The organism is Ensifer sp. GW821-FHT05G01, from assembly GCF_059419585.1.
Genome location: NZ_JBWKSC010000008.1, coordinates 277,543 through 300,938, shown reverse-complemented (window position 1 = coordinate 300,938; position 23,396 = coordinate 277,543). Strand labels below are relative to the sequence as shown.

The following is a 23,396-nucleotide window of genomic DNA, read 5'->3' as shown; positions in this document are numbered from 1 at the left end:
GGGCTTCACAGACATTGCGACGCGCAACACGCCTGGCCGAGGTGGCCGACGCGCAGAGCCACCCGGATGGCAAGATCATCCTCAAGAATGCCTCAGCGTACGAATACGCTTGAGCATGCGCAATCCGCCCCATATTGAAGACGTGCAAATGTGCTTCAAAATCAGATGGATGGTTGCATGAATCTCGACGTTCAGGACCTCGACGGAGCCTGCCACTGCGGAACGGTTCGTTTCAATGTAAAACTGAAAAACGGTCTTCATACCGCTCGCCGCTGCACCTGCTCCTATTGTCAGCTGAAGGGTGCGGTTGCCGTCTCCGCTGCCAAGGACGGGATCACGGTTCTTTCCGGAGGCGAGGCTCTCACCAAATACCAGTTCAATACAAAGGCCGCAGAACATTACTTCTGCTCGAAATGCGGGATCTATACGTTCCACAAACCGCGCGCGAACCCGGACTTCTACGGCGTCAACGCCGCATGCCTCCAGGGCGTCAGCCCATTCGATTTCGTAGAACTGCCCGTCAACGACGGCATCAATCACCCACTGGACACCAAGGATTTGAGCGGACCAAGGCTCGCGGGAACACTGAAATTCATTCCGGCGGAATGACTGACGCGTTCAAGGCAGCAGCGGAACCATGCGGCAAGTATGCGCTAGATGATAACGACACCGTCGCGGCACCACTGTTGCCGTCCGCCCTGACAGGCGACGGTTGGCGAAGCCGAGAAATCAGTGCCGAGGCTTCGGTACGTTGACATTCTCCCAACGCCCAAGAAAGCGTGGGTTGCGACACACTCCAGCTTATGAGGCCGGCGAGATGCTCTACGCCGACTTGAAGTATGCGAAATTAACTACTTCCGCGCGTACACATTGATGCCGTTACTCCGAATGATTAAACCCAGGCGAGCAACGACCTGGAGCAACCGTGATTACTTTAGCGCGCTGGGCCACGCTCATAATCCTTCTCTTAGCCCCCGTATTATGGTGGGCAGAGCCGGGACTTGCCGTGATTCCGCCAATGGGCGCAAACAAGAACGGCTCCACCGCAATCCTAATTCGCGGCTCTGATAGCGGGGTCCATCTGCTCGACAGCCCGCGGGCATACTGCGAGAGGCTCGGAACTCCCGGCTTCTATTGTGAATGTATAGTCGCCGATCGCATGGCCAGTGCGGCGCTTATAGGTTTTCCGTTCAGCCAGTCTCTGCATGAAGCGACACTGACCGAGCCCTACCAAAACGAGACGTAACCACGCCCCCTACTGCATAGACGACGATCATCAAGTGTTGCTGGCTTAAGTGCTTTCGTGGTCAAAGGCCGTGGAGGCCCGGCACGGAAGAGCGTGGCCCGGATCAAATGCGACGGAATCGGTGATCTTCAGTTGGCTGTGGAGGAAGATACAGAAGGGGAAAACGGCAAGGAATCGCCATGCCAATGTGGAAATCCTGGCATCCCGTGACGATGAATTTCGTCGCGAAATCAATTCGTTATGTGGAATTTTGGAGGCCTCGCCCGGAATTGAACCGGGGTACAAGGATTTGCAGTCCTCTGCGTCACCACTCCGCCACGAGGCCTCACCGACTGAGATTATCAAGTCGTGGCGAGCGTTTAGAATGAATATAGAAAGAGTGCAAGAGGGTTCATTCTGAATGCGATCCTTTTTTCATTTTGAACGAGCGTTTCCATTCCGTTCTGTGGATGGATGCTGCATGCCCCTGCGCTGTCGTCGCCTTCAGGACCAACGGGAAGACCCCGCCGACATCCCCCTAGCGGAGCAACACGGCGGACGATCGGCAGTTCAACCGGGCGGACACTCGTGATCAAGGGCGGACCTCAAAAGGGTGCGCGACGCTCACATCGGGGGAAATGCCGCCTCAACGGCGTTTATCGACAAGATGAAGCGACAGTCTTGGCTGCCGGGCGTCGACGGCGCGCCCTCGCGTGACGCGTTTTGCCTGTCAGGTCGCCGCGGTTTGAGGTCTAGTGCCGCCCCACGTAGTTACATCCGCGGATTTTTCCATCCACCTAGCACCAAGGCGTCGATCGTCCCTTCCATGGCCGCACAAGCCCTTCCGAGACGAGAATGCTTCCGAGCGAACGGCCGTCACGCATCACGACGCGCAGCTTCTCGCTGGCCTTGTCGTCATCCCTGCCGATCGCCTCGATCAGCCTGAAATCTCCGGCGTTCAACAGTTCGCGCAATCTCTGCTTGGCGTAGAAGCCACGCGCGCGTTCGCCATCGCAAGCTGCCTGCTTGGTTCTCGGCGCGTCGATATCGGCGACTCGGACTAGTTCGCCGTGATAACGGAAGGTCGCGCCGTCGATGACGCAGTTGTCGTTGCGGATACCGCAGAAATAAAACTGATTCGCCTGAGGCTGGAGCGCGGCCGGCTGCACCACAGGCCGTTCGACCGGGGTTGGCGCGGCCAATCCGACGTTGACCGCGGGGATTGGACCATCGACGGCCTTCGTCCTGTTTGCAGCGGGCGGTACGGCCGCACGCACTGCCACCTTCGGCCGATCCTCAACCCTGGATGTCGATGTGGCCTTGGGGGCCGATGCGAACATATCCGAAATGGCCGGCAGGTCGCGCAACTCTCCGCGGTGATCGTAGGCAACCACGCCACCGACCGTCAGCACAGCGGCGAGATACCACGGCAGCATGCCGCCCTGCTTCTTTGTCCGGCTGGCGCGGCGACGCCCACGGCTTGTTGTGGCTTTACCCATTCCGCCTCATCCTTGATCCGGCCGGCATTATGCTGGCGATCCGTTGCCGAATGGTTTTCAGCGGCCACTTGATTGCGGAGGTTCACCAGCAATGGGCCTGGGATTCATCGGCGGCATGCGCGACCTCGCCTGCCCCGCTCGCCGCAACCGGATACCGCGCCCAGTTCGGACAGAGGCAGACATTGCTGGCGGAAGATTTTCAGAATCAGTCGACCAGATATCTCACCTGCCGCCAAAGCCCTAGGAATCGGTCATGCAGGATTTTTGCACTGGCTCGAACTTTCAGCGGTAGCCTCGAAGGCTCACGACTCCCTTGAAGAGCCCGCACGGCCGCGGCGGCGTGCCCACCAGACGGCGAACCGGCGACGGCGACGGCGAACCGCGGGAATGTCATGTGAGAGGATGAGCAACCCCAGCGGCACCATCCAGAAGCCGAGCACCGGCAGGAAGCCGAGAAAGCCACCGAAAATCAGCAAGCCGCCGACGAGCATGCGCAGCAACGGTGATTCCGGAAGCGCCAGGCGCCACTTGCCCAGAATGATCTGCCGGGTGTGGGGGTCGATGCCGAAATGCGTCTGTTTTCTGTTTTTATTCATCATTCCCTATCCGCCTGCGTTTCCCACAATTGGGGACTTCTCCACAGGCTCGCAACAAATCTTCTCACTTTTTTTGAAAAAACCGCTTGGCAAATCGGAAAAGCATTTGTATTAGCAGCCTCACTTCTGCAGGACACAAACCGCGCAGAACTTCTGCAGAAAAAACTGCAGATGATCCCTGGTAGCTCAGCGGTAGAGCATTCGACTGTTAATCGACAGGTCGCCGGTTCGAATCCGGCCCGGGGAGCCAGTTTCTAAAGGGTCGTTCCGAAAGGAACGGCCCTTTTCATTTAGGGATATCAGAGGCTTCTCCAGACATATGGGTGCACCGCCCTTTGCCGTTCGCCCTCCCACCTCGCTTCTTTGGTTACATTTTGGCTACTTTTCGGACCACAGGCGCCGGAGTGGCTCTTTTTCATTTTGCGGCTATGGTGGCGAGTAAACCACCTTACCCTCACCCCGGGATGTCATGCGCGTGAAATCGTCGTCGCCCATTCTAGTCTGGTTTCGCAAAGACCTCAGGCTTGGCGACCACCATGCGCTTGCAGCCGCTGCGGCCGATGGCGCAGCGGTGATTCCTCTCTACATTCGTGAGCCGGCCGACAGCGGCAACGGGCCGCTCGGCGATGCGCAGCGATGGTGGCTGCAGTACTCACTGTCGGCGTTTCGGGAATCGCTGCAACAGATCGGATCGGATCTTGTTTTTCGCTCCGGCGATCCGCTCGATGTCATCGCCGATGTTTCGCGAGAAGCCGGCAGCGCCACCATCTTCTGGAATCGGCGCTATGATCCGAACGGAACGGCGACGGATGCGCCGTTGAAGAAGGCGCTCGTGGATCGCGGCTTTACCGTCAACAGCTTTGCCGGCCAGTTGCTTCACGAACCAACCCGCCTGTTCAACAAGACCGGTGGCCCCTATCGCGTGTTTACGCCATTCTGGCGCGCGCTCGAAGCAAGCGGCGAGCCGCCGGCACCGATCGATCCGCCCGAAAGACTTGTCGCGCCTGAGCGCTGGCCTGCGTCCGAAGACCCTGATCGGTGGAACCTGCTGCCGACGCAACCGAACTGGGCATCGCGCTTCACCGAAATCTGGACACCGGGTGAGGTCGGGGCGGCGGACCGCTTGCAGACATTCATCGAAGACACGCTCGACGGCTACAAGACCGCCAGAGATGTCCCGGCCGATGCGGGCACATCCCTGCTCTCGCCGCACCTTGCCTTCGGCGAGATCTCGCCGACGCAGATCTGGCACGCCACGCGCGGCCTGACGGAGACTCCGGTCGACGATATCGTCACATTCCGCAAGGAACTCGCGTGGCGCGAATTTTCCTACAATCTCCTGTTTCACAATCCCGACCTGGGGCGTCGGAATCTCGATCGTCGCTTTGACGGTTTTCGCTGGCTCGACAACGACGACCACTTCGAGCGCTGGACAATGGGCCACACAGGCTACCCGATCGTCGACGCCGGCATGCGGCAACTCTGGCGCCACGGCTATATGCACAATCGCGTCAGGATGATCGCCGCCTCCTTCCTGATCAAGGACCTGCTGATCGACTGGCGCCGCGGAGAGGCGTGGTTTCGGGACACGCTGGTGGATGCTGACCCAGCTTCGAACGCCGCCAGCTGGCAGTGGGTGGCCGGCTCCGGCGCCGACGCTTCGCCATTCTTCCGTATCTTCAATCCCGTGCTTCAGGGGGAGAAATTCGATCCGAACGGGGACTATGTGAAGCGCTTCGTTCCCGAACTGGCCGATCTCGACGCACGCTACATTCATCGCCCGTTCTCGGCGCCCCAACCCGCACTTGCTGCTGCCGGCATTACGCTGGGGGTGACCTACCCTGCCCCTGTCATCGATCATGCCTTTGCGCGCGACCGCGCGCTGGCCGCGTTTCAGGAAATCAGAAACGCCAGTTAAAAATCGCTACAACTGCACCACCACCGGTACAAATCCGTGGTTGGCCTCTGACAGGATTGTCGCTAGGCTCACGTTACGGATGCAACGATTGCCGGAGGGTGGTTTATGCATGATACTGAAGCCTGCTTTGCCGATTTCGACAACGCCGAGCTGCTTTCGAATGACAATCTCTCACGGGTGCTGAAGGACTTTCCGCTCAAGGCCCAGATGGTCCTTCGCGGCCTCGTTCACCTTGAGGCGGGCGCACTGGCACTCGCTCTGCCCAATGGCCGCCGACTGGTGGTCAAGGGAAAGGTGGCGGGGCCATGCGCCACTGTGACCCTGCACAATTGGAACCTCCCGCACCGGGCCATTACCGGCGGCACGATCGGCGCTGCGGAAAGCTATATCGACGGTGACTGGGACAGCCCAGATGTCGGCGCCTTTCTCGAGCTATTCCTTGTGAATGCCGATATCGGCAACCGCTTCCCGAATCGCGCGCGCGGCCTGATGCGGCTGGTCGAAAAGTTCCTCCATTGGCGCAATGCCAACACCAAGACGGGTGCCGAGCGCAACATCTCCGCCCATTACGACCTCGGCAACGCCTTCTACCGTGAATGGCTCGACCCGAGCATGACCTATTCGTCGGCGCTTTACGCCGGTGGCGCAAACGATCTGCAGGCCGCTCAGGTCGCCAAATACCGAGCCTTGGCCGAAGCCACCAATCTGCGCCCGGGCGACCACGTGCTCGAGATCGGGTGCGGCTGGGGCGGTTTTGCAGAATTTGCCGCAACCGAGATCGGCTGCAAGGTCACCGGCCTGACCATCAGCCGCGAACAGCTCGCCTTTGCCCGCGAGCGCATGCACAAGGCCGGAATTGCCGATCGGGTCGAGCTGAAGTTCCAGGACTATCGGGAGGAAACCGGACGATACGACCGGATCGTGTCGATCGAGATGTTCGAGGCAGTCGGGGAAAAATTCTGGTCGACCTATTTTTCTCAACTGAAGCGGTGCCTGAAACCTGGCGGCAAAGCGGGACTTCAGATCATCACGATCAAGCCCGAAGCCTATGAGGAATACCGATCCAATCCGGACTTCATTCAGAAATACGTGTTCCCAGGGGGGATGCTGCCGACACGCGACCATCTGGTCGACCTCGGGCGCAATGTCGGCCTGCGCATGATCAACGATTTCGGGTTCGGTAGCGACTATGCCCGCACGCTCAGTGAATGGCGGCAACGCTTCTGGTCTGTCTGGGGCAAGATCGAGCCGCTGGGCTTCGATCTGCGCTTCAAGCGGCTGTGGGAATTCTACTTCTACTACTGCGAAGCGGGCTTCCGCGCGCGAAACATCGATGTCCGGCAGATCGTCTTCGAGTAAACCGGTCCACCTGCAGGCTTTACCGTTCGCGCGACAACGCCTATGAGGCAACCGATCCAGATCTCTTCTTGAAGGTTCCTCATGCGTCTTGCATGGTTTTTCCTGGCGCTCGCCATCGCAACCGAAGTGGCGGGCCTGACGGCGATGAAGGCCGCATCGGCCAGTGGCTCCTACGTCGGCCACGTGGTGATGTACGTCTCCATCGCGCTTTCCTACGTCTTCCTGGCGAAGGCCGTGAAGACCATCTCCGTCGGTGTCGCCTATGCCATCTGGGAGGGATCAGGTGTCGCGATCATCACGCTCGTTTCGGTGTTCGTATTCGGCCACGTTCTGACCGGCCGGGAAATGCTGGGCCTTTCGATGGCGGTCGCCGGCATCCTGCTCGTCAACGCCGGCGAACACCGAGAAGAGGAAGTACCGGCCACCGAAGGAGCCGTCGATGAGCGCGCCTAGCATCTACTTCATCTTTGCCGTCATCGCGGGCATTCTCGACATCGCCGCCAATCTGGCCTCGACTAAATCCGATGGCTTTGCGCGCCGAGGCTGGGGAGCACTTTCCATCATTCTCGTGCTTGCCGCCTTTGCCTTCCTTGCAGAAGCCGTTAAGGGCATGGAACTGGCCATTGCCTATGCCGTTCTCGGCGCAACCGGGATTTTCGGCACAGCCATTTGCGGTCGCCTGCTTTTCGGCCAGAAGCTCAAGCCGATCGGCTGGGTCGGCCTCGCGCTCATCTTCGGCGCAGTGCTGGTGCTTCACACGGCCTGATGCGGCTGATTCTCGGCACTGGCGTGTTTCGTTGTCGCCATCGCCGGCGCCGAACCTTGCCGAGTCAACCGGTCGACCAGCGCGAAGTATGCACTGTAGGGCAGCCATCGTGACAGTCTTGCCACGGCGTTCGCGCGTTTCGACACGTTGATTTCGAAATGTGTCGACTTCAAGCCTGCAACGATATGCTCGGCGGCCTCGTCAGCGCTGGCCACGTCGGAGGCTGCAAGCCCAGGACGAGGCGATCCGCTCGCCTCGACAAGCCCCAGGCTGATGACTTGCAGGCGAATACCGATCCGGTCCAGGTCCAACTTCAGGCTCTCCGCCATGTTGATGAGAGCCGCCTTCGTCGCACCATAGGCTGCGTTGCCCGGCAGGCCGCCGTAACCGGCCGCTCCCGACATGATGGCGATTTGGCCATGCCCCCTCGCCTTCATGTGGGCCACGGCCGGCAACAGACAGTTGACGACACCGTTGACGTTGACCGCGAAGCTACGCTCGAATGCCTCGCGATGCAGGTCGTCGCCTCGCACGGGCAGCGTCACATCCGCAGTAAATACAGCCAGCGACAGATCGCCGTGGTCGTATTCGATCGATGCGAGCACACGCTCCATGTCCTGCGGGTCGGTGACATCGCCGTCGAGAACGATGATGCGACCGTCAGGAGCAGCCTCCTGTTGCAAGGCAACCAATTTGGCGTGATTTCTTGATGTGACGACCACCGAATAGCCGCCGCGAACCAGGCGCAGAGCCAGCGCCCGGCCTATTCCCGAACTCGCGCCCGTTACCCAGGCCAACCCATGCTCGGAATTCATCTTGTGCATACTCATTGCCCAAACCTCGGCACGCACCCACCCGGTGCACGCTCAACTCAAGGGGCCGAGAAACCTGACACCCCGGCCCAGACCAACCCCCTCCGATATCCGGCGCGCACCCAGAGCTGCCTCAACCCTAAGCTTTCCCCTTGAAGACGTTTTTTGTTCGGGACAGGGCAGCGGTGAAACGCTATTTCTTGCCTGGGAAGCAGGCTGAGCCGAAAACACGCCAATATTTCGGCGATCCGGCGTCGTTCTCAATGTTCGCCGGCCACTCGGCGTTTTTCTTCGGTAACGCGGCCCGCTTCGGCGGCCGTTCTCAAGCACGAGGTTCTGCAAATGGCCATTCTTCCGTCCGTTCTTGAAGCAATCGGCAATACGCCCCTGATCCGGCTGAAGACCGTTTCCGACGCGACCGGCTGCACCATCCTCGGCAAGGCGGAGTTTCTCAACCCGGGACAGTCGGTGAAGGATCGCGCTGCACTCTGGATCATCCGTGAGGCGGAGAAGGCAGGGCAATTGAAGCCGGGCGGCGTCATCGTCGAAGGCACAGCTGGCAATACCGGCATCGGCCTGGCGCTCGTCGCCCAGGCGCTCGGCTACCGGACCGTCATCGTCATTCCGGAAACTCAGAGCCAGGAGAAGAAGGATGCCTTGCGCCTTCTTGGTGCCGAACTCGTCGAAGTGCCGGCAGTGCCCTACAAGAATCCGAACAATTACGTGAAGATCTCCGGGCGCCTCGCCGCCGAGCTCGCCAAGACCGAGCCGAACGGCGCGATCTGGGCCAACCAGTTCGACAATGTCGCCAACCGTGACGCGCACATAGCGACGACTGCACCCGAAATCTGGCGGGATACGGACGGTAAGGTCGACGGTTTCATCTGCGCGGTCGGTTCCGGCGGCACGCTTGCCGGCGTGGCGCAGGGGCTGCGGGCGAAAAACCCCGCCATCAAGATCGGCCTTGCCGATCCGGATGGTGCCGCGCTCTACAATTACTACGCACATGGCGAGTTGAAGGCGAGCGGAAGCTCCATCACCGAAGGTATCGGCCAGGGCCGCATTACCGCCAATCTTGAAGGCTTTACGCCCGATTTCTCCTATCAGATCCCCGATTCCGAAGCCGTGCCTCTCGTATTCGACCTCATTGAACGCGAGGGCATCTGCGTCGGGGGATCGACCGGCATCAACATTGCGGGTGCCGTCCGGCTCGCCAAGGAGCTCGGTCCGGGACATACGATCGTGACGATCCTTTGCGACTATGGTAACCGCTATCAATCGAAACTCTTCAACCCGGACTTCCTGGCCTCGAAGGGCCTGCCTGTCCCGGCCTGGTTGAAGGGATCTTCAAGCATCACCGTTCCATACGAATCAGTCGGATAAGATTTGCGATGACCAAGACCGTGACTGCCCTCTTCCGCGAAGATTTCTATCTCTCGACTTGCGAAGCAAGTGTCACCGGAATTCTGGAGGATGGCGGGATCGAGCTTGATCAGACCTGCTTTTACGCCACATCGGGCGGGCAGCCGGGCGATAGCGGCTTTCTGGAGCGCAGCGACGGCAGCCGCATCGACATTGCGGTCGCCCGCCATGGCGCCACCAAGGACGTCATCATCCACATGCCGGCGGAAGGGCAGCCGGCGCCTGTTGTCGGCGAAAAGCTCGTCCTGCATATCGACTGGCCACGCCGTTACCGGCTGATGCGCATGCACACGGCCTGCCATCTGCTTTCCGTCGTCTGCCCCTTCCCGATCACCGGCGCTGCGGTCGGCGAAGATGAGAGCCGCGTCGATTTCGACATGAGCGAAACAATCGACAAGGACGAGGTGACGGCGGCGCTGAAGAAGCTCATCGACGAGAACCATCCGGTCTATCTGCAGTGGATCACCGACGAGGAGCTTGCTTCCAACCCCGGTATCGTCAAATCGAAGAACGTGCGCCCACCCATCGGCCTCGGCCGCGTCAGTCTTGTCTGCATCGGCGAAAATTCGGCGGTCGACAGCCAGCCCTGCGGCGGAACGCATGTGTCCGAAACCCAGGAAGTTGGCACAATCCACATCGCCAAGATCGAGAAGAAGGGCAAGGAAAACCGCCGCTTTCGCATCCGCTTCGGCACACCAGACGACCGCCAGGCAATCTGAACAGGAGATACGACCATGACCAACACCAAAAGCGCCTTCGTCGTTTCTCCGGACTGGCTGCAACAGCGCCTCGAGGCCCCCTCCGTCCGCATCCTTGATGCCGCCTGGTATCTGCCGGCGCAGAACAGAAACCCGAAAGCGGAATACGACGCGGGCCATATCCCCGGTGCCGTATTCTTCGACCAGGATGCGATCGCCGATCATACAAGCGGCCTGCCCCACACGCTGCCGACGCCGGAAGCCTTCGCCAAGGCGGTCGGTGCCCTTGGTGTCAGCGAGACCGATACGGTCGTCGTCTATGACGGCCCCGGCATCATGACCGCGCCGCGCGTGTGGTGGATGCTGCGCATCATGGGTGCAAAGGACGTCTACGTGCTCGATGGTGGCATGGACGGCTGGAAGAAGGACGGGCGCCCGGTCACGACAGACGTTCCCTCGCCTAGGCCCGTCACGTTCAACGTCACCTTCACCCCTTCGGCAGTCACCTCATTCGAACGCATGCAGGACATCGTCAAGTCCGGCACGATCCAGATTGCCGATGCGAGAGGCGCCGGACGCTTCCTTGGCGTCGAGGCCGAGCCGCGCGCGGGAATGCGCTCGGGGCACATGCCGGGCGCCCGCAGCCTGCCGTCCACCACGTTCTCCGAGAACGGCAAGTTCAAGGATCTCGACACACTGCGCAAGACATTTGCCGAGGCGGGCGTCGATCTTTCCAGGCCCGTGGTGACGACCTGCGGTTCGGGTGTCACCGCGGCGATCATCACGCTGGCGTTACAATCCCTTGGTCATACCGACAACACCCTCTACGACGGCTCCTGGTCCGAATGGGGCGGACGTGCGGATACAACAGTAGTGACCGGCAGCGAGTGATATCATGCGCCCTCCCAAGCTCGCTTCATTGACCGCCCATGTCACCGAACTGGAGATGTCCGCACCGCCCAAGCAGAGCTTGCCGATGCCGGTCAACATCCAGACGGCGATCCTTCGCGTGTCGGACATCCCGCTCAATTACTATCGGTTCCTCTACCTGCGCGTCGGCAAACGCTGGCACTGGGCCGACCGCATCCGCATGAGCGACGACAAGCTGGCGGCACTGCTTGCCGACAAACGCACGAGTGTCACCGTGCTCTATGTCAACGGCGCGCCTGCCGGCTTCTTCGAGCTTCACCAGGCCGAGGACGACGTCGTCGAGCTTACCCATTTCGGGCTGATGGAGCACGCACTTGGTCTTGGCCTCGGCAAATGGTTTCTGCTGCAGACGCTGTTTGCCGCCTGGACCTTGAATCCGAGCAAAGTGACGGTGACGACGAACAATCTCGATCACCCGCGCGCGCTCCAGCTCTATCAGCAATTCGGCTTCTCGCCTGTCGCGACCCGCGAAGCGACCATTGAGCCACTGACGGATGAAGAGTTGCTGGCTTTCGCCAAGAACCTTTGAAGTCCATCCAACCGCAAGTTTCGGGTGTCGCCGCCGCCTCGGTCGGAGCACTCTGTGCATCGAATGATCCCAATCGATCTGGAGATGCACCATGTCCCTGCGCTATATTTCAATGCCAACCGATCAGGCCGAAAGCCTGAGACAAGGCGGAACGGATGCCTATGGCAACCTGCCGGAACGGCAGATATCCGATGGCGATGGTGTTCCTTGTCGGCATTGCCTTCGCAACGTGGAGGCGGGCGACGCCTATCTGATCTTTGCGCTGCGGCCTTTCACGTCGTTGCAACCCTACGCGGAGACCGGTCCGGTTTTCATGCACGCCGACGCATGCCCCGCCTATCACGACCGGGCACAACCGCCTATCCTGACAACGAGCAAGGACTATCTGCTGCGCGGCTATGGCAGCAACGAGCGTATCATCTATGGCACTGGCGGAGTGGTTCCTACTGAGCAGCTCGAATCCCGCGCCCACGCGCTGCTCGCCATGCCTGAGGTCGCGAGCGTACACGTGCGATCGGCGAGGAACAATTGTTATCAGTGCAGGATCGAAAGCGCCTGAAGCGTCGGTCCGACCGAAGCCGGACCGACGCCGTGAAGGCTATCAGGCGACGTTGAGCACCGCTTCCGGCGCGTAGGCGTCGTAGCCGAGCGCCTCGGCAACGGGCGCGTTGGTCACCCGCCCGCGGTGGATGTTGAGGCCCGCACGCAGGTGGCGATCTTCTGCAATGGCCTTCAGGCCGCGATCTGCCAATTGCAGGCCGTAATACAGCGTTGCATTGTTGAGCGCATGCGCCGATGTGACCGGGACAGCGCCGGGCATGTTGGCCACGCAGTAGTGCACGATCCCTTCGACCTCGTAAGTCGGATCGGAATGGGTAGTTGCGTGCGATGTCTCGAAGCAGCCGCCCTGGTCGATCGCGACATCGACGATGACCGCGCCCTTCTTCATGCCGGTGAGCATTTCACGCGTCACGAGTTTCGGTGCGGCAGCGCCCGGAATGAGGACGGCACCGATGACCAGATCGGCAGAAAACACTTCATCCTCAAGTGCATCGATCGTGGAAAAGCGCGTATGAACGCGGCCGCCAAAGATATCGTCGAGCTGCCGCAGGCGCGGGATGGAGCGATCGAGAATGCTGACATCGGCACCAAGCCCTGCCGCCATTCTGGCTGCGTGCAGGCCAACGACGCCGCCGCCGATGATCGCGACCTTGGCAGGAAGCACGCCGGGCACGCCGCCCAGCAGAATGCCGCGGCCGCCATTGGCTTTTTGTAGCGATGTTGCACCGGCCTGAATGGCGAGGCGCCCGGCGACTTCCGACATCGGCGCCAGAAGCGGCAAACCACCGCGCTCGTCCGTGACGGTTTCATAGGCGATCGCGGTGACGCCGGAATTGATCAGACCCTTGGTCTGTTCCGGATCAGGAGCGAGGTGCAGATAGGTGTAAAGAATTTGGCCGTCGCGCAGCTGCGCCCATTCGGATGGCTGCGGCTCCTTGACCTTGACAATCATGTCCGATTTTTCGAACACGTCCTTTGCCGTCGCGACGATCTTCGCGCCAGCGGCGCGGTAGGTATCGTCATCCGCGCCGATCCCCGCACCTGCCTTGGTTTCAACGATAACCTCGTGGCCGTGAGCGACATATTCACGTACCGACCCGGGGGTCAGGCCGACTCGGTATTCATGGTTTTTGATTTCCTTCGGGCAACCGACACGCATCGAGCGTTCCTCTCCTGTTGTGGGCAATTTCGCCTCATTGACGCCCACTCAGCAAAACACGCAGCGGAACGAATGTCCTTGCAAAGATGCCTCCGCGAAGGCATCAATTTCGAAGAAGATTGCGTTTGCTCGTGGGATAGTGATGGAAAACGCGAATGAGTGAACTTGATACCATCGATCATGCGATTCTGCGCATTCTTCAGCAGAACGGCCGGATTTCGAACGCCGATCTCGCCGCAAAGGTCGGGTTGTCGCCATCGGCATGCTCGCGCCGGGTCGATATCCTGGAAAAATCCGGCACCATCAGCGGCTATCATGCCCGCCTCGCTCACAAGGCGCTCGACTACCAGATCATGGTCATCGTGCACATTTCGCTATCAGGACAATTTGCCAAGACGTTGACCGAATTCGAGGCGGCGGTAAAACTCTGTCCCAATGTGCTCGTCTGTTACCTGATGTCGGGCGAATACGACTATATTCTCCGGGTCGCGGCCAAGGATCTACAGGACTACGAGCGCATCCATCGGGACTGGCTCTCCGCCCTGCCCCACGTGGTCAAGATCAATTCCAGCTTCTCCCTGCGGGAAGTCATCGACCGGCCGAATGTCGGCATATAGCCGACGAAGGTTGTGCTAGCGGCCGACGACACAATCGCGGCCACGTCCCTTCGCCGCATAGAGCCGGAGATCGGCCTCGGACAAAAGGTGCGCGATAGCTGCGCCATCGTCTGGGGTTGAGGACAAGCCAATGCTGGCAGTCACAGGTTCATTGTCGGGAGTGAACACACCGGCGGATACGGCCAGCCGGATGGTCTCGGCATGCCTCAGCGCGTCGGCATGCGACAGTCCCGGACACAAGACGACGAACTCCTCGCCGCCGTAGCGAAACAGCCGGTCGCCCTCGCGCAGGTTCGCCTTCATCACCTCCACAAGTTTCTGCAGGATACGGTCGCCTTCCTGGTGGCCGAAGCGGTCGTTGACACCTTTGAAGTGATCGACGTCGATGATCAACAGGCTGACCGGAGCCTTTGAGGCCACAGCGGCGCGCAGCATTTGCGGTCCTTCGATATCGAAACGGCTGCGATCGAGACATCCCGTCAGTGTGTCCTGGCCAGACCGGGAGAGCAGGTCTTCGTAGCGCTCGCGGAAGGTCAGATCGTTGAAGATGTCGCCGAGCGGCCGGTCCGACATTGCCAGGAAAGGATGGCGCGACACATTGAGGTACACGCCGATCACGATGGCGTAGAAAGTGGCGGCCAGCATCTTGGCGATCCATCCGCCCCAAAGCACTTCGGTGGGCGCATCGTTCAGCCAGTGCAGGGCAGCAAAGAACGCCAGTTGATCGAAACTGAGGATCACAAGGCCGCAGATCAGGAAACGGACGGTTACGAAGCGGCGCAACCATTTGCCGAGACGCTCGTAGAGCAGGATAATCAGCAGGGTGTCGAGGTACAGGATCAGCGTCCCCCACACCATCAGCACGCCCATTTCGTCGATGAAGCCGATGTCGGCCGAGCGGCCGGAGACGATCGAAACCGTTTCGTGCTGGCGTAGCAGAAGGCTGAGCGCAACCGTGAGGAAGTTGCCGGCAAGCAGGCCGTAGATCGGCTGGCGGACGGTCGCCGCATCCTCCTTCACATACAGCAGCAGGATGATCATGAGCTTTCCGGAGAAAAGCACGACTGATCCCGGCGAGACAATCCCGAAGGGCAACTGCACGTAAAACACCGCTGCCAGATAGGTCTCGATGAAATGCATCACACCCAGTGCAGCGACGAAGACTCCGAGACCCAGCCGGGCACGAAGCTGCAACAGCCAGATCATCGCCGTGACGTAGACCAGTGCTTCGCCGACGAAAAGAATGAGATTGGCGTTGGGCATGCTCGTGAGGAAAATTTCCGGTTTCGCCACGCGAACCGTTAGGCGGAAAGCTTAAAGAAAACTTTACCTTGGCGGCCGGCGGCACGGAATTGGCATGCGAGAATCAACTGCTTTGCGAAGTGTTGCCTTTGCGGCATAGTCGCGACCAACCCACCGTGGTTCGCCTTCAAATGACGAAACCGCGGATTGCAATCAACCGAACTGCAATGACATCCTATCAATGGAGGGCAAGCATGCAATCGACGACATCTCCGCTCCACCTCTCGCGCCGCTCGCTTCTGTCGGGCGTCGTGGCCTCCTCGGCCCTCGTGATGCTTCATCCCTTCTCGGCGCGCGCAGCCGCCAACCAGGCGCACCTGCGCATCATGGAAACGACGGACCTCCACGTTCACGTTTTCCCCTACGACTACTACGGCGATAAGCCGAACGACACGCTGGGGCTTGCACGCACGGCTTCCATCGTCGACGCCATCCGGGCCGAAGCAACCAACTCCATCCTCGTCGATAACGGTGACTTCCTGCAGGGAAATCCGATGGGCGACTACATTGCCTATCAGCGTGGCATGAAGGATGGCGACATCCATCCCGTGATCGCGGCGATGAACGTGCTCGGCTATGACTGCGGCACGCTCGGCAACCACGAATTCAATTATGGCCTCGACTTCATGTTCAAGGTGCTGAACGGCGCCAACTTCCCGCTCGTGTGCGCCAACCTGACGAAGGGCGCACTCGCAGCCGATGCCCGCCAGGATGAACTGTTCCTCAAACCCTATGTCATTCTCGACCGCAAGGTGAAGGACGGCGCAGGCACTGAACATGCGATCCGGGTCGGGCTCATCGGTTTCGTGCCGCCGCAGATCATGAGCTGGGATGCCAAGCACCTCGAGGGCAAGGCCAATGCCCGCGATATCGTCAAGGCAGCACAAGCCTGGGTTCCGCAGATGCGCGAGGAAGGTGCCGATATCGTCATCGCGCTTTCCCACTCCGGCATCGGCCAGCAGGACTACGCCGAGAATCTCGAAAACGCCTCCGTACCGCTCGCTGCGGTCGCGGGCATCGACGCGATCGTGACCGGCCATAGCCATCTCGACTTCCCCGGTCCGAAGTTCGACAAGATTGCCGGCGTCGACAATGCCAAGGGATTGATCTCGGGCAAGCCCGGCGTCATGGGCGGATTCTGGGGCTCGCATCTCGGGCTGATCGATCTGCTCATCGAGCGCGAAGGCGGCGCCTGGCGCGTCGTCAGTTCCACCAGTGAAGCGCGCCCGATCTATCGGCGCGAAGACAAGAAAGTGATCGCCGAGGTCGCCGACAAGCCTGAAGTTCTGGCGGCGGCGCAAAAGGAGCATGAGGCAACACTTGCCTATGTCCGCACCCCCGTCGGCAAAAGTTCAGTGCCGCTCTATTCCTACTTCGCCCTGGTCGCTGACGACCCGTCGGTCCAGGTCGTCAGTCAGGCGCAGACCTGGTACATCAAGGACATGCTGAAGGACACGGAGCATAAGGACCTGCCCGTGCTTTCGGCGGCAGCGCCGTTCAAGGCCGGTGGCCGCGGCGGTGCCGACTACTACACCGACGTTCCGGCGGGCGACATTGCCATCAAGAACGTGGCCGACCTCTATCTTTATCCCAACACGGTCCAGGCCGTCGTCATCACCGGCGAGCAGGTGCGCAACTGGCTGGAAATGTCCGCAGGCATCTTCAACCAGGTCAAGGCCGGGGCCTCCGATGTCGCCCTGATCAACGGCGACTTCCCATCCTATAACTTCGATGTCATCGACGGCGTCACCTATCAGATCGACCTTTCCGAGCCGCCGAAATTCGACAAGGACGGCAATGCGATCAACCCGTCAGCAAATCGCATCAAGAACCTGAGCTTCAACGGGCAACCAATTGACCCAGCCCAGAAATTTGTCGTTGCGACAAACAACTACCGTGCGGGTGGCGGCGGCCATTTCCCCGACATCGCAACCGACAAGGTGATCTTCGTGGCCCCGGACACCAACCGCGACGTCGTGGTGCGCTACATCATAGACCAGGGAACCATCAATCCGGCGGCAGATGCCAACTGGACCTTCGTCCCGCTCGCCAATACCAGCGTCACCTTCGACAGTGGTCCGAAGGCACGGCAGTTCCTGTCGGAGGTCAAGGGCGTGACGATCGAGGATGCCGGCGAAGCCGCCGACGGGTTTGCCCGTTTCCGCATCAAGCTCTGATCCATCGTGCCCCCGCAAGACGGGGGCACATTCTCACCAGCGCGAAATGGGCGTTTCGCTGTTGGCGGAACGCGTCAACAGGCGAGCCGGAGCGGCGAACGGCCATCCGGCGCCAATGAGCCCGCCACGCTGACGATCAACATGATCTATCAGCGACAACAGACTGTATTGTCTTCAATTCTCAGGAAGCAAGGCCAACGTGCGACAGCTTGGAATCAGACCTGTCGCGAAGAGGCGTCGTCGGCGAAAAGCGACGGTCCGGTCTGGTCGATGATCTGGCGCCCCTTGCGGAACGTCGCGTCAATCGCATCCTGCTCGGAGGTGAACAGGTCAGCGCGGATGAAGCTGCGTACGCGCACGCCGTCTTCGCCGACAGTCTTCTCGATGCTGCCTGCCAGGCGGAACTGCGAGCCTTCGCGCATCGGCGTCGCACGGATCGTGCACTCCGCATAGGCTTCGGATTTTCCCGACGCGCCTTGAGCTTCGTTTTCGGTAGAGCCGGAGCGGCCGAACAGTTTTGAGAAAAATGATGCCATGAGCAAGACTTAGACGCGACGGCGAAAGCTGTCAAAGCCAAAGTGTCGAGTTGGCACTCCGGCTTTGCCTTCCAGCTCGGCAACTGTCAGATGATCAGGTTGGACAGGATCTCGTTCTCGGTGATGTCCTGATAACGCAGGCCGGCGGCGTCGAACCGCGACTTCAGGATCGGGAAATTCTCCGCATGCCTGGTCTCGATGCCGATGAGGATCGAACCGAAGTTGCGGGCCGACTTCTTCAGATACTCGAAGCGAGAGATATCGTCCTCGTCGCCGAGCAGGTTGAGGAAGTCGCGCAAGGCGCCCGGACGCTGCGCCATGCGCAGGATGAAATACTTCTTGAGGCCTGCGTGCCGCATAGCCCGCTCCTTGACGTCGGGCAGCCGCTCGAAGTCGAAATTTCCACCGGACACGACCGCTACCACCGTCTTGCCTTCAAGCTTGTCGCGCCCGATTGCCTCCAGCGCCGTGATCGACAGCGCGCCTGCGGGCTCGAGCACGACGCCTTCGACATTCAACATGTCGATGATCGTCATGCAGATTGCGTTTTCCGGCAGAAGCATGACCTGGTCGGCTGAGAAGCGCCGCAACGCTGCGAAATTCAGATCGCCGATCCGCCCGACCGCCGCGCCATCGACAAAGTTATCGACCTGTTCAAGCGTGACGAGACTGCCGGTTTCAAGACTCTGCCTGAGGCTCGGTGCACCGGACGGTTCGCAGAAGACGAAATGGTCGGCGGCGACCTCATCCTTCAGATAGCCGGTGACACCGGCCGACAGACCGCCGCCGCCCACGGGAAGCACGACAAGATCCGGCCTGACGCCTTCGGGCAGTTGTTCAGCAATTTCAGCGGCAACGGTTGCCTGTCCCTCGATGATGTCGAGGTGGTCGAACGGCGGCACCATGACGCCGTCGATCGTTTCGACATGGTCGCGGGCTGCCTTGTAGCATTGGTCGAAAATGTCGCCGACGAGACGGATCGTGATGAACTCGCCGCCGAACATGCGGGTCTTGTCGATCTTCTGCTGCGGCGTGGTCACCGGCATGAACACGACACCGGGAACACCGAAGTGCCTGCAGACGAAGGCAAAGCCCTGGGCGTGGTTGCCGGCCGAGGCACAAACGAAGGTCTTGCCTGCGGCACCGGCGCCAAGAACCTTGCGGAAGAAATTGAAAGCGCCCCTGATCTTGTAGGAACGAACCGGCGAAAGGTCCTCGCGTTTAAGGTAGATATTGGCGCCATAGCGGCCGCTCAGATGTTCGTTCAATTGCAGCGGCGTGGCCGGGAAAATATCGCGCATCGCCGCGGTCGCGTTGTCAACATCCTGCTTCGTCACGTGAGGTCATCCATTGAGTTTGCCGATGGCAGCCGCTATTGCACATTGCAGCGCCTGAGGCCATCGCTTTGACACGAATCGCCCGGCGGTGGACAATGTTGCCGCCTCGCGCCTCGCCAGATCACGATGTTTCATTCCAGGAATTCGAACGCTTGAACGCAACCCTGATCCGGCACGCCGTGCATATCGCGGCGATACTCGGCCTGTACCTTTCGCTGGCGATGCTCGTGCCCGCGATGGTCGATCTCTATTTTGGCCATCCGGACTGGCAGATCTTTGCCGTCTCCGCCTTCATGGTAGGCGGCCTGTCGGCAGCGACGTTCATGGCAACGCGGATGGGACCGCCGCCATTCTCGAAGAAGTTCGGGTTCGTGCTGGTCAATCTTCTCTGGGCGGTGTTTTCGGTCGTCGGCGCCATCCCGCTGTGGCTGTCTTCGCTGAAGCTCGACTTCGCGCAGGCTCTGTTCGAGTCCGTCTCCGCCATCACCACCACCGGATCGACCGTCATCGTCGGGCTCGACGATGCGCCGCCCGGGTTGCTCGTCTGGCGCTCGCTGCTGTGTTGGCTCGGCGGCATCGGCATCGTCGTGCTTGGCCTGTTCATCATCCCCTATCTCCGGGTGGGTGGCATGTCGTTCTTCAAGATGGAATCCTCCGATACCAGCGACAAACCGTTCGCGCGGCTTGCAAGCTTCAGCCGCGCCTTCCTCCTGATCTATGTCTCGATCACCGTGCTCTGCACGGTCGCTTACAACATGGCGGGCATGAACCGGTTCGATGCCATCAATCACGCGATGTCGACAGTAGCGACGGGCGGGTTTTCCACCCATGACGCGTCCTTCGCCTATTTCGGCAGCATCCCGCTCCTGTGGACCGCGACGTTCTTCATGGCGCTCTGCAGCCTGCCTTTCTCGATCCTGATCGTGCTCGTCGTGCGTGGCCGCCTCGACGCACTGCGCGATCCGCAGATCATCGTCTTTCTCGGATACCTCTCGGCTTTCTCGATCGCAGTGGCGATCTACCATCGCCTCACCAATGGCGTCGAATTTCACCTGGCGCTTGCCCATTCCTTCTTCAACATCACCTCGATCCTGTCGACCAGCGGCTTTGCAAGCGAGGACTATAGTCTGTGGGGACCGTTCGTCGTGATGGTGGCCTTCATCGCCACCTTCATGGGCGGCTGCTCGGGATCGACCGCAGGCGGAATCAAGGCCTATCGCTTCGTCGTGCTTTTCAACGCCATTCGCTCCGGCCTCAACAAGCTCATCTATCCCAATGCGATCTATGCAGTGCGCTATGGCAACAACACTGTCGATGCCGACACGCAGCGCGCTATCTTCCTGTTCTTCACCACCTATATCCTGCTGTGGGTGCTGGGCAGTCTCGGCATGGGTGCGCTCGGCTACGATTTCATCACTGCGACCTCGGCGGTAATCACCTGCCTTTCCAATGTCGGCCCTGGCCTTGGCAGCCTGATCGGCCCGGCCGGCAATTTTTCGACGCTCCAGGATCCCGAGCTTTACCTTCTTTCGCTCATGATGCTGCTTGGTCGTCTGGAAGTGCTGACAGTGCTCGTTATTCTGACGCCGATCTTCTGGAAACATTGACCATCGCCGCGCCGGCCCTATCGTCTTGACTCGATGCGGCAAATGCCGACAGTCGGATCAACCGGACAAAGGGGGGCGTCATGGCGATATATCGGTCACTGCTGGCGGTGCTGACCGCCGCAAGCATGCTCAGCATAAGCATCGAGGCAATGGCCGGACCGCTCGTCGAGGCTGCCACCAAGGCCGAACAACTGGCAACCTCCGGCGACCCGGCCAAGGCGCGAGAGCTGCTGCGACAGGCGGTCGGCGACTTTTCGCAGACCCTGCCCTTTTCCATCGGCAAAGCCGTCTTCATCAGCAAGGAACCTGCCGGCTACGCGATGTATGAGCCCAAGGACGGCACTGTCTTCAAGACAGGGGAAGCCATCGTTTCCTATGTCGAGCCAGTCGGACTGACCTGGAAGCAAGCGGCTGTGAAGGACAAGCTGGAAACACGCTTCACCGTCGATTTCGATATCCTCAATCCCGCCGGAAAAGTCCTCGCCGGCCAGAAGGCATTCGGCGATTTCACCTTCACCGGCTACCTCAAGAACCAGGAAATCTATTCGACCCTGACAATCGACGTTTCCGGAGCGCCGGCAGGCGACTACGTGCTGCGCTTCCACTTCAACGATATCAACAGCGGCAAGACGGCGACGATCGATCAGCCGTTCAAGATCGCCGGACCGTGAGACAATGCCCGACATGATTACGACAATCGGCTTCGATGCCGACGACACGCTTTGGCAAAACGAACAGTTCTTTCGCCTAACCGAGGCGCGCTTCACTGACTTGCTCAGGCAGCATGCCGACACGGAAAACCTGCCCGCAAGGCTTCTGGCCGCGGAAAAGCGCAACCTCGGCCTCTACGGTTTCGGCATCAAGGGGTTCGTGTTGTCGATGATCGAGACGGCCGTCGAGGTCACGGACGGCCGGGTGCCGTCATCGGTGATTGCAGAGATTCTCGCCGCAGGGCGCGAAATGCTTGTCCACCCGGTCGAGCCGTTGCCCCATGTCAAAGAAACACTGGAGGCTCTTCATGGCACATTCCGGCTGGTGATGATTACCAAGGGTGACCTTTTCGATCAGGAGCGCAAGCTCGCCGCCTCAGGGCTCGGCGACTATTTCAACGCGGTCGAGATCGTCAGCGACAAAACCGTCGCCACCTATGATCGCATTTTCACGCATCACGGCGACGGCCCATCAAAAAGCCTGATGGTCGGCAACTCGCTGAAATCCGATATTGTGCCCGCACTCGACGCCGGCAGCTGGGGAATCTACGTACCGCATGCCCTCACCTGGGCGTTCGAACATCACGACAAGCCGGACAGCCATCCGCGTTTTCGTGAGATTGTCGATCTCGGTGGACTGCCGGATGTGCTGCAGACGCTGGACAAATAGCGCGCCACAGCCGAAGTGAGCGCGACCAATTGAACTGGTGGCAACCCGGTACCAGCCGACGCGTCAACGCAACCATCAATTGTTGACCGGAAGAGCGATTGGTCTTTTGCAAACCGGAGAAATGTGCGGAAGTCCTGAGGAAACCTTGATGGAGGACCAGCATGGCGCAGCTCATCGGAGCCAGCATAGTGATGACATTCACCAGCATCTTGATCGGGTGGATAATCAAGAAACGCTCGGACATGAGCATCTTTGCTTCTCGCCTTATCGGTTTGACAGTCATGATGTTCGTTGCGCCAGCGATCTATTTTCTGACGTCAGACACTCCATACTTTCAGGCATTTTTCACCTACGGCCTTGGCGCGTTGATCGCGGGCACAATCTTCTATTTCTCGCGATCGAAGCGTCAGCCATCGTAGGGGACCAAAAAGGGCCGCACCGATGTCCGGGTAGCGTTCGCCGATGCGGTTGCTTGACGGAAATTACGGCGCGGATGGCTCGACTTCGGCGCAACATAAGTATCGATCGCATTGCTCGCGGAATCGCCCGGATCTGTGCTAAGGGCCGCCACCAGCTGAAATTGAGGTAACCGACATGGCCGAAAATTGGGACAAGCCCGTAACCCTGGCCCTGGAGGGGCCGGGCAAATTTACGACCATCTCGAATACGACCGAAGCATCCTGGGCAATGATCGAGGACTGGCCGATCGAAGACAGTGCGCTCCTGACGCGCGCGCTTGATACATGCGCGGCGGTGATCGAGGGCAAGCAATCGGCCGAAACCGCCCGTCAAGCCTTCATTGATGCCGCGCGTGAGGCAGGGATTGCCATAGAGGAGTAATCCTTCGTCTGCCGGCACCGACAAGCGACTGCATGCTTTACGTGTCGTAAGACGCACGGCGCTGTCGGGCACCGTGGCGCCGGCGGCAGCGGCCAGTGTTGTGTTGAGGTGAACGATACAGGTCGC

At 60.0% G+C, this 23,396-nt stretch carries 24 protein-coding genes and 2 tRNA genes; 18 read left to right on the top strand and 8 right to left on the bottom strand.

Annotation, left to right across the window (positions count from 1 at the left end):
- The first annotated feature begins 177 nt into the window (after window positions 1–177).
- Entirely contained in the window at window positions 178–609 is a 432-nt protein-coding gene (locus tag AC07UR_RS21030) for a GFA family protein (RefSeq protein ID WP_173419965.1), read from the top strand.
- Window positions 610–1,497: 888 nt separating this feature from the next.
- On the opposite strand, the gene AC07UR_RS21025 is transcribed toward AC07UR_RS21030, so the two are convergent.
- The 3 genes from AC07UR_RS21025 to AC07UR_RS21015 form a co-directional block, all read right to left on the bottom strand.
- Window positions 1,498–1,571, bottom strand: a tRNA-Cys gene (locus AC07UR_RS21025).
- Window positions 1,572–2,022: 451 nt separating this feature from the next.
- Entirely contained in the window at window positions 2,023–2,724 is a 702-nt protein-coding gene (locus AC07UR_RS21020; protein ID WP_209792420.1) for a thermonuclease family protein, read from the bottom strand.
- Window positions 2,725–3,026: 302 nt separating this feature from the next.
- The gene (locus tag AC07UR_RS21015; RefSeq protein WP_412728408.1) at window positions 3,027–3,323 is read right to left on the bottom strand and encodes a hypothetical protein; all 297 of its coding nucleotides are present in this window, start codon (window positions 3,321–3,323) and stop codon (window positions 3,027–3,029) included.
- Window positions 3,324–3,495: 172 nt separating this feature from the next.
- Here AC07UR_RS21015 and AC07UR_RS21010 point away from each other — a divergent pair.
- From AC07UR_RS21010 to AC07UR_RS20990, 5 genes are all read left to right on the top strand, one after another.
- A tRNA-Asn gene (locus tag AC07UR_RS21010) sits at window positions 3,496–3,570 on the top strand.
- A gap of 219 nt (window positions 3,571–3,789) precedes the next feature.
- Window positions 3,790–5,238, top strand: a complete 1,449-nt coding sequence (locus AC07UR_RS21005; protein ID WP_209792418.1) for a cryptochrome/photolyase family protein — start codon at window positions 3,790–3,792, stop codon at window positions 5,236–5,238.
- A 105-nt stretch (window positions 5,239–5,343) separates the two neighbouring features.
- Window positions 5,344–6,597: an SAM-dependent methyltransferase gene (locus tag AC07UR_RS21000; RefSeq protein ID WP_209792417.1), complete on the top strand. Its 1,254-nt coding sequence runs from the start codon at window positions 5,344–5,346 to the stop codon at window positions 6,595–6,597.
- An 81-nt stretch (window positions 6,598–6,678) separates the two neighbouring features.
- Window positions 6,679–7,050, top strand: coding sequence for an SMR family transporter (locus AC07UR_RS20995; protein ID WP_209792416.1), 372 nt, complete (start codon window positions 6,679–6,681; stop codon window positions 7,048–7,050).
- Window positions 7,037–7,363, top strand: coding sequence for an SMR family transporter (locus AC07UR_RS20990; RefSeq protein ID WP_209792415.1), 327 nt, complete (start codon window positions 7,037–7,039; stop codon window positions 7,361–7,363). Before AC07UR_RS20995 ends, AC07UR_RS20990 begins: the two co-directional genes overlap by 14 nt.
- On the opposite strand, the gene AC07UR_RS20985 is transcribed toward AC07UR_RS20990, so the two are convergent.
- On the bottom strand, window positions 7,351–8,193 hold the full coding sequence (locus tag AC07UR_RS20985; protein ID WP_209792440.1) for an SDR family NAD(P)-dependent oxidoreductase: 843 nt from the start codon (window positions 8,191–8,193) through the stop codon (window positions 7,351–7,353). The two genes, AC07UR_RS20990 and AC07UR_RS20985, sit on opposite strands and share 13 nt — an antisense overlap.
- A gap of 324 nt (window positions 8,194–8,517) precedes the next feature.
- Here AC07UR_RS20985 and AC07UR_RS20980 point away from each other — a divergent pair, with 324 nt between their 5' ends.
- The 5 genes from AC07UR_RS20980 to AC07UR_RS20960 all read left to right on the top strand — a co-directional run bounded on the left by AC07UR_RS20980 (window position 8,518) and on the right by AC07UR_RS20960 (window position 12,313).
- Complete coding sequence (locus tag AC07UR_RS20980; RefSeq protein ID WP_176354813.1) at window positions 8,518–9,558, top strand: cysteine synthase A; 1,041 nt, start codon at window positions 8,518–8,520, stop codon at window positions 9,556–9,558.
- A gap of 8 nt (window positions 9,559–9,566) precedes the next feature.
- Window positions 9,567–10,316, top strand: a complete 750-nt coding sequence (locus AC07UR_RS20975; RefSeq protein WP_209792414.1) for an alanyl-tRNA editing protein — start codon at window positions 9,567–9,569, stop codon at window positions 10,314–10,316.
- A 15-nt stretch (window positions 10,317–10,331) separates the two neighbouring features.
- The gene (gene sseA, locus AC07UR_RS20970; protein ID WP_209792412.1) at window positions 10,332–11,186 is read left to right on the top strand and encodes a 3-mercaptopyruvate sulfurtransferase; all 855 of its coding nucleotides are present in this window, start codon (window positions 10,332–10,334) and stop codon (window positions 11,184–11,186) included.
- A gap of 4 nt (window positions 11,187–11,190) precedes the next feature.
- Window positions 11,191–11,754 carry a GNAT family N-acetyltransferase gene (locus tag AC07UR_RS20965; protein WP_173419955.1) on the top strand — a complete coding sequence of 188 codons (564 nt, stop codon included), beginning with the start codon at window positions 11,191–11,193 and terminating at the stop codon, window positions 11,752–11,754.
- Between the two features lie 91 nt (window positions 11,755–11,845).
- A complete protein-coding gene (locus tag AC07UR_RS20960; protein ID WP_209792410.1) occupies window positions 11,846–12,313 on the top strand; it encodes a DUF1203 domain-containing protein in 468 nt (155 codons plus the stop codon).
- Window positions 12,314–12,355: 42 nt separating this feature from the next.
- Here the strand turns inward: AC07UR_RS20960 and ald are convergent, their stop codons facing one another.
- Complete coding sequence (ald, locus tag AC07UR_RS20955) at window positions 12,356–13,474, bottom strand: alanine dehydrogenase (RefSeq protein WP_173421013.1); 1,119 nt, start codon at window positions 13,472–13,474, stop codon at window positions 12,356–12,358.
- A gap of 155 nt (window positions 13,475–13,629) precedes the next feature.
- Between ald and AC07UR_RS20950 the strand changes: the two genes are divergently transcribed.
- Window positions 13,630–14,091, top strand: a complete 462-nt coding sequence (locus AC07UR_RS20950) for an Lrp/AsnC family transcriptional regulator (RefSeq protein ID WP_209792408.1) — start codon at window positions 13,630–13,632, stop codon at window positions 14,089–14,091.
- A 15-nt stretch (window positions 14,092–14,106) separates the two neighbouring features.
- Here the strand turns inward: AC07UR_RS20950 and AC07UR_RS20945 are convergent, their stop codons facing one another.
- Window positions 14,107–15,354, bottom strand: a complete 1,248-nt coding sequence (locus AC07UR_RS20945; protein WP_209792406.1) for a GGDEF domain-containing protein — start codon at window positions 15,352–15,354, stop codon at window positions 14,107–14,109.
- Between the two features lie 233 nt (window positions 15,355–15,587).
- On the opposite strand from AC07UR_RS20945, the gene AC07UR_RS20940 reads away from it, so the two are divergent.
- On the top strand, window positions 15,588–17,570 hold the full coding sequence (locus tag AC07UR_RS20940; protein WP_209792405.1) for a bifunctional 2',3'-cyclic-nucleotide 2'-phosphodiesterase/3'-nucleotidase: 1,983 nt from the start codon (window positions 15,588–15,590) through the stop codon (window positions 17,568–17,570).
- Between the two features lie 215 nt (window positions 17,571–17,785).
- Here AC07UR_RS20940 and AC07UR_RS20935 read toward each other — a convergent pair whose 3' ends face one another.
- Together AC07UR_RS20935 and ilvA are read right to left on the bottom strand one after the other, a co-directional pair.
- Entirely contained in the window at window positions 17,786–18,106 is a 321-nt protein-coding gene (locus AC07UR_RS20935) for an HlyU family transcriptional regulator (protein ID WP_209792404.1), read from the bottom strand.
- An 86-nt stretch (window positions 18,107–18,192) separates the two neighbouring features.
- Window positions 18,193–19,443 carry a threonine ammonia-lyase gene (ilvA, locus tag AC07UR_RS20930; RefSeq protein WP_209792403.1) on the bottom strand — a complete coding sequence of 417 codons (1,251 nt, stop codon included), beginning with the start codon at window positions 19,441–19,443 and terminating at the stop codon, window positions 18,193–18,195.
- Window positions 19,444–19,595: 152 nt separating this feature from the next.
- Between ilvA and AC07UR_RS20925 the strand changes: the two genes are divergently transcribed.
- The 5 genes from AC07UR_RS20925 (at window position 19,596) to AC07UR_RS20905 (ending at window position 23,270) form a co-directional block, all read left to right on the top strand.
- Window positions 19,596–21,050 carry a TrkH family potassium uptake protein gene (locus tag AC07UR_RS20925; RefSeq protein WP_209792402.1) on the top strand — a complete coding sequence of 485 codons (1,455 nt, stop codon included), beginning with the start codon at window positions 19,596–19,598 and terminating at the stop codon, window positions 21,048–21,050.
- Window positions 21,051–21,130: 80 nt separating this feature from the next.
- Window positions 21,131–21,721, top strand: a complete 591-nt coding sequence (locus AC07UR_RS20920; protein ID WP_209792401.1) for a hypothetical protein — start codon at window positions 21,131–21,133, stop codon at window positions 21,719–21,721.
- Between the two features lie 13 nt (window positions 21,722–21,734).
- Window positions 21,735–22,430: an HAD family hydrolase gene (locus AC07UR_RS20915; RefSeq protein ID WP_234942033.1), complete on the top strand. Its 696-nt coding sequence runs from the start codon at window positions 21,735–21,737 to the stop codon at window positions 22,428–22,430.
- A 161-nt stretch (window positions 22,431–22,591) separates the two neighbouring features.
- Window positions 22,592–22,849 (top strand): hypothetical protein, encoded by a 258-nt coding sequence (locus AC07UR_RS20910; RefSeq protein ID WP_209792399.1) that lies wholly within the window; start codon window positions 22,592–22,594, stop codon window positions 22,847–22,849.
- A gap of 175 nt (window positions 22,850–23,024) precedes the next feature.
- Window positions 23,025–23,270, top strand: a complete 246-nt coding sequence (locus AC07UR_RS20905) for a DUF982 domain-containing protein (protein ID WP_173419944.1) — start codon at window positions 23,025–23,027, stop codon at window positions 23,268–23,270.
- Window positions 23,271–23,396 lie beyond the last annotated feature (126 nt).